Origin of the sequence: Myxococcus hansupus, assembly GCF_000280925.3 — a bacterium.
GTDB lineage: Bacteria > Myxococcota > Myxococcia > Myxococcales > Myxococcaceae > Myxococcus > Myxococcus hansupus.
Window position 1 is genome coordinate 9,424,550 of sequence record NZ_CP012109.1, and the last position, 13,307, is coordinate 9,437,856.

Sequence of the window (13,307 nt, forward strand, 5' to 3'; positions counted from 1 at the left end):
TAGAGTGGGGTCTCCTTCTGCCCTGGACCCCACTCTCCACGTGCCGTCCTCGTTGGAATTCGTATCGGGCATCACCTTGGTGCCACCGGACTCTCCCGCGCGCGAGCTGCTGAGCGCGGCCGCCGCGCGTGCGGGCCTTCGGGTCGTGTCCGGCGTCGAAGAGGCCTCGCTGGCGCTGGTGGACCTCACCGCGCCAGGCGGGCTCGCCGCGGGTCAGGCCCTGCTCGCCGCCCGGTCCTCCGCGCCGCCCTCGCTGGTGGTGCTGGCGGGGCAGGGCGAGGACTCCTTCGCCACCGCGCAGTCCCTCAAGCCCGCGGACGTGCTCACGGCCCCGGTGCCGCTGCACGAGCTGGCCTGGCGGCTCCAGTGCGCCGCCGAGCGCCACGTGGAGCGCGAGGAGCAGGCGCGCAGCCAGGAGGACCTGGCGCTCCTGCTGGAGCTGACGGCGGACTACGCCGAGTCGTCGGACGTGGCGGCGCTGCTGCACGGCGTCACCCGGCGGCTGGCGGAGAAGCTGGACATCGCGCGCGCCACGCTGGTGATGCTCGGGCGCAGCGCGGACGAAGGCCTCATCGTCGCCACCAGCGATGACCCGACGTTGAAGAACCTGCGCATCGACCTGTCCCGCTACCCGGAGATTCGCGAGGTGATGCGAACGGGCAATCCGGTGGTGATGCAGGAGGCCGCCACGCACCCGCTCCTGGGCGACGTGGAGCGCCGCGCGGTGGCGGCCCGGGGCATCCACGCCATCGCCGCGTTGCCGCTGCCCATCCGCGGGCAGGTGCGCGGCGTGCTGCTGCTGCGCGCCACCGGGCGGCGGCGCACCTTCTCGCCCCGGGAAATCGACTTCCTCACCACCGTGGCGCACGCCACCGCCGTGGCGCTGCGCAGCGCCTCCGTGCTGGAGTTTGTGCGCGGCCAGACGGAGGCGGAGAAGACGGCCCGGCTGGCGGCGGAGGAGCAGGCGGCGTCCTTCAAGCCGTACCAGCTCTTCTTCGCGCACGTCAGCGAGGGCGTGGCCATCCTCGACGACAAGGCCTGCGTGCTGTCGCTCAACCCGTCCGGCGCGGCGATGTTGGACGTGCAGGCGCTGGAGGCGCGGGGCCGCCACCTGCACCAGGTCACCCAGCCGGTGGATGAGAACGTGCTGATGGAGCTGGTGACCACCGCGTCGCGGGGCGAGGCCCGCTCGGGCACGGACGTGGAGGTGTGCACGGGCTCGGGCCGGCGGCTGACGCTGTCCATGTCCGCGGCGCCGCTGCGCGACGAGGAGGCGGCCACCATCCTCTCCTTCCGCGACGTCACGGACGCGCGGAGGCTGGAGGACGAGCTGCTCCAGACGAAGGACTTCCTGGAGCGGCTCATCGACTCGTCGGTGGACGCCATCATCGCGGCCGACCTGAAGGGGCGCATCATCCTCTTCAACAAGGGCGCGGAGGCGCTGTGTGGCTACACCGCGCAGGAGGCCCTGGGCGGGCTCGCCGTCCACCAGCTCTACCCGCCGGGCGTGGCGAAGCGGGTGATGGCCATGATTCGTGCCCCCGAGCACGGCGGCAAGGGCCGCTTGTCGCTCATCCGCGAGGAGCTGGTGCACCGCTCCGGAGAGCGGGTGCCGGTGAACATGACGGCCTCCATCGTCTACGAGGGCGGCCGCGAGGTGTTCAGCGTGGGCATCTTCACGGACATGCGCGCGCGCATGCAGTTGGAGCGCAAGCTGTCCGACGTGGAGACGCGGCTGGAGGAGAGCGAGAAGAGCGCCGTCATCGTCGCGCTCGCCGGCACCGCGGCGCACGAGCTGAACCAGCCGCTCACCTCGGTGATGGGCTACGCCGAGCTGCTGAAGCGGAAGCTGAAGGAAGACGACTTCGCCTGGAAGCCGGTGGACATCATCTACCGCGAGGCGGAGCGCATGGCGGAGATCGTCCGGAAGATTGGGAAGATCACCCGCTACGAGACGAAGTCGTACATGGGGGAACAACAGATTCTCGACCTGGACAAGGCCACCTCCCATGAAGACTGAGACGCGCGCCGTGCGAATCGCCGGCGGTCCGGACGCCGACAGCTTCCAGGTCCTCTTCGAGGCGCTCGACGCCCCCGCGGCCCTGTGCGACCCGTCCCTGCGGCTGGTGGCCGTCAACGACGCCTTCCGCCGCTTCTGCGTGGAGCAGCGCGCCTCCGTGGAGGAGGTGTCGCGCACGCTCGCGGGCGCCAGCGTGCCGGCGGACGGTGCGAGCTGTGACGTGGAGCTGCTGCCGGACCTGCCGGGCGTGGTGCTGACGCTGTCGCGCCGGGGCGAGGTGGTGGCCGTGCGCGCGCGCAACGAGCCGGAGCTGTCCCGTAACCGCCTGGTGGTGGCGGAGCGGGCGCTGCTGGAGCAGGCCCGCACGGAGGGCGTGCTGCTGGATTTGGGCCGCAGCGTGGCCGAGGCCGGCGGCGAGGAGGAGCTGGTCGCCGCGGTGGCGCGAGGCGTGAAGGAGCTGTTCCCCGGGCGCTCGTTCTGCATCCGCATCACGGACGCGCGGACGGGAGGCCTCACGTCGCTCTACGCGGAGGGCCGCCTCAAGGAGGGCGCGCACGAGCCCCTGGTGCTGCTGGCGCGCGCGGTGGACAAGACGAGCCTGGACCGCGCGTCGCTGCCCCTGGACCGCGTGGTGGTACGGGACGAGGTGCCCCTGCTGTTCCAGGACGGCACCCACGGCGTGAGCGCGCCGCTGGTGGCCAGCGGGCAGCTCTTCGGCGCCATCAACATGGAGTATCCGGAGGGCTTCAGCTCGGACGTGCCGCACGACGAGCGCGTGCTGCTCCAACTCGCCAACCAGGTCGCGGTGGCGGTGAAGAACGCGAAGCTCATCGACGAGCTGACCTTCGTCCGCAAGTACCTGGAGGACCTGCTGGAGAAGGCCAACGCCCTCATCCTGGTGGCGAACCGGGACAAGCAGGTCGTCGTCTTCAACCAGGCGCTGAGCGCGCTCACCGGCTTCAGCAAGGAAGAGGCGCTGGGCCGGGACTTCTTCTGGCTCATCCCGGAGAACGAGCACCTGCGGCTCAACCAGCTCATCGCCGCGGCGATTCGCGGCGAGGCGGTGAACAGCTTCGAGACGCGGCTCTTGACCCGCGACGGCGCGGAGGTCCGCGTGTCCTTCGCCACGTCCTCCAAGCTCTCCCAGCACGGCGAGGTGGAGGGCGTCATCGCCATCGGGCAGGACATCACGGTGGTGAAGGAGCTGGAGAAGCGCATCATCCACGCGGAGAAGCTGGCCTCCATTGGGCAGCTCGCCGCCAGCGTGGTGCACGAAATCAACAACCCGATGACGGCGGTGGCCACCTACGCGGACGCGCTGCTCCAGCGCTCGCGGATGACGCCCGGGGCCAACCCCGCGGACCAGGAGAAGCTGCGCAAAATCCTGGAGAGCAGCCACCGCATCCTGCGCTTCACGCGCGACCTGGTCAGCTACGCGCGCCCGGCGCAGGACCGGCCGGAGCGGGTGCAGCTCAACGCCGTCGTGGACATGGCCGTGGGCTTCTGCGAGCACGTGGTGGCGCAGGCGCGTGTCACCGTGCAGCGGGAGTACGCCGACCTGCCGCCGCTGTCCGCCGTGCGCGCCAACCTGGTGCAGGTCTTCGTCAACCTCATCACCAACGCGTGTCACGCGATGCCGCCGGGCGGCGCCGTCCATCTCGTCACCGGCCGGGATGGGCAGGACGCGGTGGTGAAGGTGCGCGACACGGGCACGGGCATCGACCCCAAGCACCTTCAGCGCATCTTCGAGCCCTTCTTCACCACCAAGCCGGAAGGGAAGGGCACCGGCCTGGGCCTCTCCATCTGCCAGGGCATCGTGGAGAACCACGGCGGCCGGCTCTCGGTGGAGAGCACCGTGGGCGAGGGCACCACCTTCATCGTCCGGCTGCCGCTCCAGGAGGCGTGAGCCGGCGGCTCAGTCCCGCATGTAGTGGCAGGTGTAGCCGCCGGGGTTCTTCACCAGGTAGTCCTGGTGGTAGTCCTCGGCGGGCGTGAAGGGGCCCGCGGGCGTGATTTGCGTGACGACGGGCCGGGGCCACTTGCCGGAGGCGTCCACCCGGGCCTTCACCGTCTCCGCCACGCGCTTCTGCGCATCCGACAGGTAGAAGAGGGCGGAGCGGTACTGCGTGCCCACGTCGTTGCCCTGGCGGTTGAGCGTCGTCGGGTCGTGCATGCGGAAGAACCACCGCTCCAGCAGCGTCTCGTACGTCAGCCGGGTGGGGTCGAACACGACGCGCACGGTCTCCGCGTGGCCCGTCTTGCCCGAGCTCACGTCGCGGTAGGTGGGCTTCGCGAGCGCGCTGGAGCCGCCGGTGTAGCCGACCTCCGTTTCGATGACGCCGGGAATCGCGCGCAGCAAGTCCTCCATGCCCCAGAAGCAGCCGCCCGCGAGCAGCGCCGTCTCCGTGAAGGGCGACGAGGTGTCCCGCTTCGACGCGGCGGCGGGGGCGGGGCGGCCGAAGAGCGGCAGCCAGGCCCCGTAGCCTTCCTTCGCCAAATCGTTGACGGAGACGAAGCGCAGGGCCGCGGAGTTGATGCAGTAGCGCAGGTGGGTGGGCGCGGGTCCATCACCGAAGATGTGGCCGAGGTGGGAGTTGGCCGCCTTCGAGCGGACCTCGACGCGCTCCATGCCCAAGCTCGCGTCGCGCTTCTCCACGACGCGGGCGCTGTCCACCGGGCGCGTGAAGCTGGGCCAGCCCGTGTGTGAGTCGAACTTGTCGAGCGAGGAGAAGAGGGGCTCTCCGCTGACCACGTCGACGTAGAGGCCCTCGGCGTGGTGGTTCCACAAGGGGTTCTTGAACGCGGGCTCCGTCGCCCCCTCCTGCGTCACCTTCCAGGCCAGCGGGGAGAGCGTGCGGCGGAGCTCCGCGTCCGAGGGCTTCGTGTAGTGGCGGGTGTCCTGGATGGAGGGCGAGGCCCGTGGTGCGTTCGCGGCGGCGCCTCGGGCCTCGGAGCACGCGGACAGCACCGCGAGGGCCAACAGGGCCAGCGGCATGAGCCTGCGGGCCAGCGAAGCGGTTGTGGGGGCGGTGTGCATGGACGCGGTCTCCGGAAGTCCCCGTGTGAGCGGGTGCTTCTTCATGTACGCGCGATGCCCGAAGGTGGTTTCCGTTGCCCTCGCGCTCGCTGCCTGGGCTCGCCGGGGATGCGGGCGGGCGGGCCCGTGGGGCGTCAGTACCGGACGCGCAGCACCACGTCCGTGGCGTCGCCGTCCAGCGCCTCCAGCCGGACGTGGTACTTGCCGTGGTGCAGCTCGGAGCGGCCTCGCAGGGTGACGGGCGCGCCGGGCCGGGCCACCTCGCCTTGCACGGTGCCTTCCTCGGGCTTGAGCGCCACGCGCACCGCGCCGCCGCCCACGGCGAGCTCCACCAGCATGGGCATGCCGCCCTTCACCGGACGGTGGGCGTTCTCGTAGGACTCCAGCACCGAGCCGGTCAGCGCTCCCACCTTCAGCTCCACGTCCACATCGCCGGTGAGGAAGCTGTCGCGCACGGCCTTCAGGCCCGTCGCGCCGCGCGTGAAGCCGCTCAGGCCCCCGCTGGCGGTGTAGAAGTGGCGCGTGTCGTAGACGGCCTGTTCCAGCCGCTCCACCACGTGGACGCCGTTGACCGTCTCCTCCGGGGCGCCGTCCTTCGGCTTGCCGACGGCGGACAGGGTGAAGGCATTGCTGCCCAGCGTCAGCGGCAGGGTGTGCTCGAAGTGCCCGTCCGCCGTGAGCACCACCGGCGCTCCATTCAGCGACAACGCGGGGGCGACGCCCAGGACCTGGCCGCGCAGGCGCACCTGCGGCTCGGCGGTGACGGAAGGCGGCGGGGGCGTCAGGACGACGCGGACGCCCGCGCGGGACAGGAACAACCAGGCCGCGGTGCCGCCCAGCACGGCCACGGCGCCCAACGCTCCCAGGATGGCCATCATGCGCACGGGCGCCTCCTCACGACTCGCTGGCTTTGTCCTCGTCGTCCAGCTCGCGGGTGAACTCCTCGTTCGACAGCAGGCCCTTGCGCGCCATGATCCGCATCAGCGCCCAGAACTTGCGCTCCAGCTCCTCGACGCGGTCCGGGTCCTCGCGCGCCTGCCCGAAGAGATAGTCCAGGTCATCCAGCACGCCCGTGCCGCCCGCGCTCGGGGCGGGGGCCTTGGGCTTCGCGGTGACGCCCGCCTGTCCACGCTTCTGCTTGCTCTGCTCCTCGCGCTCGCGAATGAGCTCCGCCAGCGACGTCCGCTGCGTCATCTCCGCAGGCGGGAGCTCCTCGCCGATGATGACCTCCTCGTCATCGTCGTCCTGCGTGGGCGCTGGCGCGGGGCGCGCCGTGAGGGGCGGCGAGGCCTTCACCGGTTTCGCCGCGGGCCTGCCGGGCGGAGTGGCCCGGGCCGTCGACGGCGCCGCCACCGGGACCTTGTGGTAGTAGCGGAGGATGGCGCCGCGCACGATGGACAGCGGCGCCACGCGCGGGCTCACCTTGAGGCCGGTGGTGAACTCAATCTCCTCCACCGCCGTCACGTTGAGCGGATCACTCATCGCCACCACGAGCTGCTTGCGCCCACCCGCGCTCTCCAGCGCGATGGGGAACAAGTCATGCTGTTCGCAGAAGCGCGCGCGCAGCATGTGCACCGCGGCCCATTCAGGCGGTGTGTTCGTGAGGTCCACCAGCGGCAGGCCCAGGGCCTGGCTCAGCGCGCCCGCGAGCGTCGCTTCGGTGATCGCCCCCTGCGCGATGAGGGTGGCCCCCAAGCGCTGTCCTGATTTCCGGTGAGCCGCGAGCCCCGCCTCGAGCTGGGCGACGCTGATCGCCCGCTGCTCCAACAGGAGCTCGCCAATGCGCTTCCTCGCCATGGGGCGGCCTTAGCACGCGGGATGAAACCCAGGAAGCGAGCGCGGTGTCACATCTGGAGCCTGTTGGGAATCCCCCCGAAAATGCCCGCAATGCTGCTTGGAGTCCGGGCTGGCAAGAGGGGGTTGAGCGCAAAATTCCTGTGAGATTTCAGCACTTAACGCCGCTGCCCCTGCCTTGACACCCCAGACGCCCATTCCTAAAGTCGGCACACCGTTTTCAACATCCATTCCTGCCGCCCAACCGGGTGGACCGTCCGCTCGGGGGGACGTCAGGTTTGGAAGGTCCGCTAAAGCGGGCCAAGCTGCCTGTGGAGGCAACACTCGATGAACCTGGCGTCTGTGACGAACCTGACCGTGCTGGCGAATGTCGGCGGCCCTCAGCGGGGCTTCTTCGAAGAAGTCGCCATGCGCTGGGAGGCCGGCCAGTGGGGTATGTACCCCATCGCGGCGTGCCTCATCGTGGCACTCGCCATCATGGTCGAGCGCAGCATCATCCTTTTCGGCAAGGCCTCCATCAACAAGGAAGCCTTCCTGCGCGGCCTGAAGAAGCACATCTACGCGGGAGACCTGGACAAGGCCATCAACTACGTGGCCGGCCAGAAGTCCACGCCGCTGACCAACGTCATCAAGGCCGGTCTGATGAACGTTCCCAAGGGCAACGACGAGGTCCAGGCGGCGCTCGACGAGGCCAGCCTCCGGGAGACGCCGAAGATCGAGGCGCGCACCGGTTACCTCGCCATGCTCGGCAACGCGGCGATGCTCGCCGGTCTGCTCGGAACGGTGTCCGGTCTGATCGCCTGCTTCGAGGCCGTGGCGAACGTGAACCCGGCCGACAAGGCGACCATTCTCGCCAACGGTATTTCTGAAGCCATGAACTGCACCGGCTTCGGTCTGCTGACGGCCATCCCGGCGCTGATCTCCTTCTCCGTGCTGACGGGCCGCACGCAGAGCCTCATCAACGACATCAACGAGACCAGCGTCTCCGTGCTCAACCTCATCGTGGCCAACAAGGACAAGTTCAAGAACCTGAACGTGCCCGCGTCGGCGGCTCGCGACGACGAGTAGTCAGTCCTTCGGGAACCCGGAGTCCGGGCGCGCTGTCATGCCCCCTGTGAGGGGGCACGCGGCGCGCTCTCATCAGTCTGACTGGCGCTCACTGAGCGCGGCCGAAGGAGAAGAACGCCATGGCCGGCGGAATGGACACAGGTGGAGGAAAAGGCGGCAAGAAGTCGCTCGACACCTCTATCAACCTCACGGCTTTCATCGACCTGATGGCGGTGACCATCAGCTTCCTCATCATGACGGCGGTCTGGACCCAGATTGGCCGGCTCCAGGTTTCGCAGGCGGGTGGCCCCTCCATGGAGGAGGAGCAGCAGCAGGAAGAGCAGACCAAGACGGTCCAGCTCAGCCTGCTCATCACGCCCACGGAGCTGCGGCTGACCGCGGATCAGAGCGCCTTCGAGCCGATTCCCCTCACCAAGGATGCGAAGGGCAAGACGGACCTGTCCAAGCTGACGGCGCGCTTCAAGGAGCTGAAGGCGCAGTTGCCGGACCAGTCCGCCATCACCCTGCAACCTGAAGACAAGGTCCGCTACGAGGACCTGGTCCGTATCATCGACGAGTGCATCGGCTCTGGGCTGCCCCAGGTGTCGGTGTCCGCGGCGATGGGCTAGCCACACGGAGCTCACGACACGTCATGGCCATTCAGGTTCCAGGCAAGCGATACGGCAAGCGGCTCCAGCACTCCAAGGTGTTCGGGCACGGCGCGACCGCGAAGAAGAGCGGTTACTCCGACCTGCTCATCACCCCGCTGGTCGACATGTTCATCATCATCGTGCTCTTCCTCATCGCGAACTTCTCCGCGACGGGCGAGGTGCTGAACATGACCAAGGACATCGAGCTTCCCGAGGCGGTCAACGTCCAGGAAGTGGAGATGCATCCGGTGGTGATGGTCTCCGGCGCGCAGATTCTCGTCTCCGGCACCGTCATTGGCCGCGTCGAGGACTTCACCAAGGACGAGTACCTCAACATCCCGGCGCTGGAGGAGAAGCTCCGGGACATGAAGAAGCAGTACGAGGACCTCCACTCCATGGCGCAGGACTCGGCCAACTCCTTCAAGGGCGACATCAACATCCAGGCCCACAAGGACGTGGAGTACTCCATCATCAAGCGGGTGATGTTCAGTTGCGCCACGGCGGGCTACAACAACATCAACTTCGCGGTGATGACGGCGGGTGGTGGCGACGCGGTGAAGGAAGCCAGCGCCAAGGCCACGCCGTAGTTTCCAGGTGATTGGGCCTCGTGCCCCGCGACGCCCTGGTCCTCGTGGCCAGGGCGTTTTCGTTTTTCCGAAGGACTCGTGTTCATGCTGCTCCGTGCCGTCATCTTCGACCTGGATGGAACGCTGGTGGATTCGCTGGGCGACATCGCCGACGCGACGAACCATGCGCTGACCCTCCACGGGCTGCCCACCCATCCGGAATCCGCCTACCTGCGCTTCGTGGGCAGCGGTGTCCGGGAGCTGATTCGCAGGGCGGTGCCCGCGGGCCGGGAGGACCTGCTCGAACCGGTGCTGGCGTCGTACAAGGCCTACTACGACGACCACCTCTTCGACCGGACGGCGCACTACCCCGGCATCCCGGAGATGTTGACGGCGCTGGCCGGGGACGGCGCGCGGATGGCGGTGCTGAGCAACAAGTCGGACGACTTCGTGAAGCGCTTGGTGGCCAGGCTGCTGCCGGGCGTTCCCTTCGCCGCCGTGTACGGTGAGCGGCCGGACCTGCCGCGCAAGCCGGACCCGACGGCGGCGCTGGCCTTGGCCCGGGAGCTGGGTGTGGCCCCCACCGAGTGCGCCTTCGTAGGCGACACGTCCATCGACATGGACACGGCGCGCGCGGCGGGCATGTACGGCGTGGGTGTGGCCTGGGGCTTCCGCGAGGTGGCGGAGTTGAAGGCCCACGGCGCGCGCGCGGTGGCGGACACCGCACAGTCGCTGCTGACGGCGCTTCGCGACGCGCGGCCCTGATTAGGATGGGAGGTCCCATGACCTCCTCTCTGCTCCCGCGTCGACTCCGCGCGCTCGTCTGGCGGCGGATGATTTCCCCTGGAAGTGAGTACTTCGAGCTGCGTCAGCACACCGAAGGGTGGGAGCTGACGGGCTCGGTGGTGGTGGTGCTCGAGGGCCAGCCGTACTTCGTGGACTACACCCTCCTCACGGACGCCGCCTGGGAGACGCGGGACGTGAGCGTGGTGCGGCGCAGCGTGGAGGGCGAGGCGCGGCTTCACCTTCGCTCGGACGCGGAGCACCGGTGGTGGAACGAGGGCACGGAGCTCGTCGAGCTGCGCGGCTGCCCGGACATCGACCTGGCGTGCACGCCGTCCACGAACACGCTCCCCATCCGCAGGCTCGCGCTGGAGGTGGGGCAGAGCGCCCACGTGCGCACCGCGTGGATTCGCATGCCGGACCTGTCGGTGGAGGTGCTGCCCCAGCAGTACACGCGCCTGTCTCCGACGCGCTACCGCTACGAGAGCAATGGCGGCAGCTTCAAGGCCGAGGTGGACGTGGACGCGCTCGGCCTGGTGACGAACTACCCGCCGGGCTGGGAGCGCGTCGCCGTCTCGGGCGAATGAGGCTCCCCGGGGACGCACCCCGGTCCCTCTTGGCTGTTGAGTAGCGCGTGGAGACGCGTGGCGGTGTGTTGGTCCGGAGACCCAAGTCCGCACGCGCCCGCCATTCGGAAAGTCGCTGCGTACAGTGCCGGCCCCATGCGAGTCCCGACGCGCCGTCGCTCCGCCGCGAGACATGCCGTGGTCATCCTGGCCACGGCATGGGGGTTGGCGTGCGGGCCCACGCCTCCCGCGCGCGAGCAGGAGCCCTTCATTCCCAGGTCCGAGTCGGTGGTGCTGGCGCGCGTGCCCGCCGTGGAACGCGACGCGCGGGCCCGTGAGCGCGCCGCGCTCCGCAAGGCGCTGTCCCTTCACGCGGGGCAGCTCGACGTGGCGCTGCGGCTGGCGCGGATGGATTTGGAGTGGAGCCAGTCACAGGGCGACTTGCGCTACCTGGGCCGGGCACAGGCGGCGCTCTCACCGTGGTGGGATTCGGCCACGCCGCCGCCGGGCGTGCGGATGCTGCGCGCTTCCATCCACCATGCCCGGCGTGAGTTCGCCGAGGCGCGGGTGGACCTGGACGCGGTGGTGAAGGAGGACCCGGGCAACGTGAAGGCCTGGCTGCTGCGAGCGGAGGTGCTGGGCGTCCAGGGCGAGCATCTGGAGGCGGCCCGGAGCTGCAACTGGCTCACCGCGCTGACGAGCCCCCTGTCCATCGCCGTGTGCGAGGCTCGGGTGCGGAGCCTCTCGGGCCATTCGCGCAAGGCGCACGCGCGGCTCGCGGAGGTCCTGGGACGGACGGGGCGGAGTCAGGAGTCCCAGACGCGGGTGCTCGCGACGCTGGCGGAATCCGCCGCGCTCGCGGGCGACGCGGGCAAGGCGGAGCGGTACTTCCTCCGGGCGCTCGCGCTGAACCCGCGGGACACCACGGCGCGCGCGGCCTTCGCGGACCTGCTGCTGGACGCGGGCCGGGCGCGCGAGGCGTCCGTCGTGGTGATGGACCACACGCAGGACGACCGGCTGTTGCTCCGGCGGGTGCTGGCGGAGAACGTGCTGAGCTCCTCGCGGGCGCCCGCGCTCACCCGGGAGCTGGTCCGCCGCTTCGAGGACCGGCGCCTGCGCGGGGACGGCGTGCATGCGCGAGAGGAGGCCCGCTTCGCGCTCCACGTGGAGAAGGCGCCGGAGAAGGCACTTCGGCTCGCGCAGGCCGCCTGGGCGACCCAGCGCGAACCCTGGGACGTGCGGCTCCTCATCGAAGCGGCGTTGGCCGCGGGCAAGCCCGAGGCGGCCCAGCCCGCGCTGGACTTCCTACGGGACACGGGCTGCGAGGACCCGTGGCTGGTGCGCTGGGCCGAACGTGCGCGGAGCGAGGCGCCATGAGCCGGATGGCCGCGTTGTCACTGCTGCTGGTGTCCCTGTCCGCCCAGGCGCAGAAGCCGAGCGACAGCTATCTGCACCTCATCGACAAGGGGGGCGCCATCGCGGGCCGGTGGGACGTGGCGCTCCAGGACCTGGACGAGGTGCTCGGGTTGGACGCGGGTGGAGACGGTGCCATCACCTGGGGCGAGGTGCTCGCGCGGCAGGCGGACATCCGGCGCTATGTGCTCGGCCGGTTGGCGCTGGGGGCGGACGGCCAGCCCTGTGAGTTGGTGGCGCGGGACTCGCTGCGCATCGCCCAGCACTCGGATGGGGCCTACGCGGTGGTGGCCTTCGACGCGCGCTGCGCGGCGCCCGTCACGCGGCTGGACGTGGACTATTCGCTGCTGTTCGACAGCGACCCGCAGCACCGGGGCATCGTCCGCGTGGGCGCGGCGGAGGAGGGCGCGCCGCTCATCTTCTCCGCGTCGCAGCACTTCGCGCGGGTGCGCCTGCGCGGCGCCTCGCCGTGGCGCATGACGGGGCACATGGTGGTGGAGGGCGCGGTGCACGTGATGACGCGGGTGGACCACCTGCTCTTCCTCGTCGCGCTGCTGCTGCCCGCGGTGCTGCGGCGAGCGCCGGATGGCCGGTGGGAAGAAGTGTCCGACTACCGCCTGGCGCTCTGGGATTTGGTGATGGGGGTGTCCGCCTTCACCATGGCGCACGCGTTGACGCTGGCGGCGGCCACGCTGGGGTGGGTGTCGCCGCCGCCGGGCTTCACCGCCTTCGCCATCGCGCTGAGCCTGCTGGTGCTGGCGCTCGACAACCTCCGTCCGCTGGGGTGGGGCGTGCGCTGGGTGGCGGTCTTCGTGCTGGGGCTGCTGCACGGCTTCGGCTTCGCGTCGGTGCTGGCGGGGTGGGGGCTGTCGGCGGGGAGCCTCACGCTGGCGCTGCTGGGCTTCAACCTGGGCGTGGAGTTGGGGCAGCTCGTCTGGGTGGCCGCGTTCCTGCCGCTGGCCTTCGCGCTGCGGGGTTCGGCGCTCTACCGGCGCGCGGTGCTGGGCGGCGGCTCGGCGGCCATCGCGCTGCTGGCGGGCTTCTGGCTGGCGCAGCGTGTCTTGGGGCTGGGCGTGTCGGTTACCTGACACGCGGGCGGAAGGCGCGTTCCGCCCGCGCGTCGCCGCGCCGGGCTACACGACGGTGATTCGGTACTTCGTCTTGTCCTCCGCCCGGTTGTGGGCCGTGACGGCGGCGACGATGTGGCACACCCAGCCGAGGCATCCCCCGGTGCCAATCCAGAAGCCTGGGGTGATGATGAGCCAGAACAGACCCCGGAAGAGGTCGCCGTTGTAAATCTGCCCCACGCCAGGGATGAGAAAAGACAGCAGGGCTGCGAGAGCGGGACGCGACATCGTTGGGTGACCTCCTTGTCTTCCCCTACGCGCCAGTTCCGGAGTCATTGCACGGGGCTTGTAGGTTATTGCTTCC

13 protein-coding genes are annotated in these 13,307 nt (G+C 69.9%); 9 read left to right on the forward strand and 4 right to left on the reverse strand.

What is annotated here, in order from left to right; translation table 11 throughout:
• Positions 1-40 precede the first annotated feature (40 nt).
• Positions 41-2,020 (forward strand): GAF domain-containing sensor histidine kinase, encoded by a 1,980-nt coding sequence (locus A176_RS37260; protein ID WP_002637970.1) that lies wholly within the window; start codon positions 41-43, stop codon positions 2,018-2,020.
• Positions 2,010-3,926: an ATP-binding protein gene (locus A176_RS37265; protein ID WP_044889884.1), complete on the forward strand. Its 1,917-nt coding sequence runs from the start codon at positions 2,010-2,012 to the stop codon at positions 3,924-3,926. Before A176_RS37260 ends, A176_RS37265 begins: the two co-directional genes overlap by 11 nt.
• A gap of 9 nt (positions 3,927-3,935) precedes the next feature.
• On the opposite strand, the gene A176_RS37270 is transcribed toward A176_RS37265, so the two are convergent.
• The 3 genes from A176_RS37270 to A176_RS37280 all read right to left on the reverse strand — a co-directional run bounded on the left by A176_RS37270 (position 3,936) and on the right by A176_RS37280 (position 6,854).
• Complete coding sequence (locus A176_RS37270; RefSeq protein WP_144429687.1) at positions 3,936-5,057, reverse strand: bifunctional methionine sulfoxide reductase B/A protein; 1,122 nt, start codon at positions 5,055-5,057, stop codon at positions 3,936-3,938.
• A gap of 134 nt (positions 5,058-5,191) precedes the next feature.
• Positions 5,192-5,935: a hypothetical protein gene (locus tag A176_RS37275; protein WP_021781184.1), complete on the reverse strand. Its 744-nt coding sequence runs from the start codon at positions 5,933-5,935 to the stop codon at positions 5,192-5,194.
• Between the two features lie 16 nt (positions 5,936-5,951).
• Entirely contained in the window at positions 5,952-6,854 is a 903-nt protein-coding gene (locus A176_RS37280; protein ID WP_002637974.1) for a GspE/PulE/PilB domain-containing protein, read from the reverse strand.
• A 324-nt stretch (positions 6,855-7,178) separates the two neighbouring features.
• Between A176_RS37280 and A176_RS37285 the strand changes: the two genes are divergently transcribed.
• The 7 genes from A176_RS37285 to A176_RS37315 all read left to right on the forward strand — a co-directional run bounded on the left by A176_RS37285 (position 7,179) and on the right by A176_RS37315 (position 12,964).
• Positions 7,179-7,919: a MotA/TolQ/ExbB proton channel family protein gene (locus tag A176_RS37285; RefSeq protein WP_002637975.1), complete on the forward strand. Its 741-nt coding sequence runs from the start codon at positions 7,179-7,181 to the stop codon at positions 7,917-7,919.
• 119 nt (positions 7,920-8,038) lie between these two features.
• Entirely contained in the window at positions 8,039-8,527 is a 489-nt protein-coding gene (locus A176_RS37290; RefSeq protein ID WP_002637976.1) for an ExbD/TolR family protein, read from the forward strand.
• 23 nt (positions 8,528-8,550) lie between these two features.
• A complete protein-coding gene (locus A176_RS37295) occupies positions 8,551-9,135 on the forward strand; it encodes an ExbD/TolR family protein (protein ID WP_002637977.1) in 585 nt (194 codons plus the stop codon).
• Positions 9,136-9,219: 84 nt separating this feature from the next.
• Positions 9,220-9,879 carry an HAD family hydrolase gene (locus tag A176_RS37300; protein WP_002637978.1) on the forward strand — a complete coding sequence of 220 codons (660 nt, stop codon included), beginning with the start codon at positions 9,220-9,222 and terminating at the stop codon, positions 9,877-9,879.
• Between the two features lie 17 nt (positions 9,880-9,896).
• Positions 9,897-10,484, forward strand: a complete 588-nt coding sequence (locus A176_RS37305; RefSeq protein ID WP_002637979.1) for a putative glycolipid-binding domain-containing protein — start codon at positions 9,897-9,899, stop codon at positions 10,482-10,484.
• A gap of 135 nt (positions 10,485-10,619) precedes the next feature.
• Positions 10,620-11,840, forward strand: a complete 1,221-nt coding sequence (locus A176_RS37310) for a tetratricopeptide repeat protein (RefSeq protein WP_044889883.1) — start codon at positions 10,620-10,622, stop codon at positions 11,838-11,840.
• Positions 11,837-12,964: a HupE/UreJ family protein gene (locus tag A176_RS37315; RefSeq protein ID WP_002637981.1), complete on the forward strand. Its 1,128-nt coding sequence runs from the start codon at positions 11,837-11,839 to the stop codon at positions 12,962-12,964. Before A176_RS37310 ends, A176_RS37315 begins: the two co-directional genes overlap by 4 nt.
• Positions 12,965-13,009: 45 nt before the next feature.
• Here A176_RS37315 and A176_RS37320 read toward each other — a convergent pair whose 3' ends face one another.
• Positions 13,010-13,231: a DUF5683 domain-containing protein gene (locus tag A176_RS37320; RefSeq protein WP_002637982.1), complete on the reverse strand. Its 222-nt coding sequence runs from the start codon at positions 13,229-13,231 to the stop codon at positions 13,010-13,012.
• Positions 13,232-13,307 lie beyond the last annotated feature (76 nt).

What these genes read in the sequence shown, in the direction of transcription:
- A176_RS37315 (WP_002637981.1), top strand. Translation starts at nt 11,837, where the DNA reads ATGAGCCGGATGGCCGCGTTGTCACTGCTGCTGGTGTCCCTGTCCGCC.
- A176_RS37265 (WP_044889884.1), top strand. Translation starts at nt 2,010, where the DNA reads ATGAAGACTGAGACGCGCGCCGTGCGAATCGCCGGCGGTCCGGACGCC.
- A176_RS37300 (WP_002637978.1), top strand. Translation starts at nt 9,220, where the DNA reads ATGCTGCTCCGTGCCGTCATCTTCGACCTGGATGGAACGCTGGTGGAT.
- A176_RS37320 (WP_002637982.1), bottom strand. Translation starts at nt 13,231, where the DNA reads ATGTCGCGTCCCGCTCTCGCAGCCCTGCTGTCTTTTCTCATCCCTGGC.
- A176_RS37295 (WP_002637977.1), top strand. Translation starts at nt 8,551, where the DNA reads ATGGCCATTCAGGTTCCAGGCAAGCGATACGGCAAGCGGCTCCAGCAC.
- A176_RS37280 (WP_002637974.1), bottom strand. Translation starts at nt 6,854, where the DNA reads ATGGCGAGGAAGCGCATTGGCGAGCTCCTGTTGGAGCAGCGGGCGATC.
- A176_RS37285 (WP_002637975.1), top strand. Translation starts at nt 7,179, where the DNA reads ATGAACCTGGCGTCTGTGACGAACCTGACCGTGCTGGCGAATGTCGGC.
- A176_RS37310 (WP_044889883.1), top strand. Translation starts at nt 10,620, where the DNA reads ATGCGAGTCCCGACGCGCCGTCGCTCCGCCGCGAGACATGCCGTGGTC.
- A176_RS37290 (WP_002637976.1), top strand. Translation starts at nt 8,039, where the DNA reads ATGGCCGGCGGAATGGACACAGGTGGAGGAAAAGGCGGCAAGAAGTCG.
- A176_RS37275 (WP_021781184.1), bottom strand. Translation starts at nt 5,935, where the DNA reads ATGATGGCCATCCTGGGAGCGTTGGGCGCCGTGGCCGTGCTGGGCGGC.
- A176_RS37270 (WP_144429687.1), bottom strand. Translation starts at nt 5,057, where the DNA reads ATGCACACCGCCCCCACAACCGCTTCGCTGGCCCGCAGGCTCATGCCG.
- A176_RS37305 (WP_002637979.1), top strand. Translation starts at nt 9,897, where the DNA reads ATGACCTCCTCTCTGCTCCCGCGTCGACTCCGCGCGCTCGTCTGGCGG.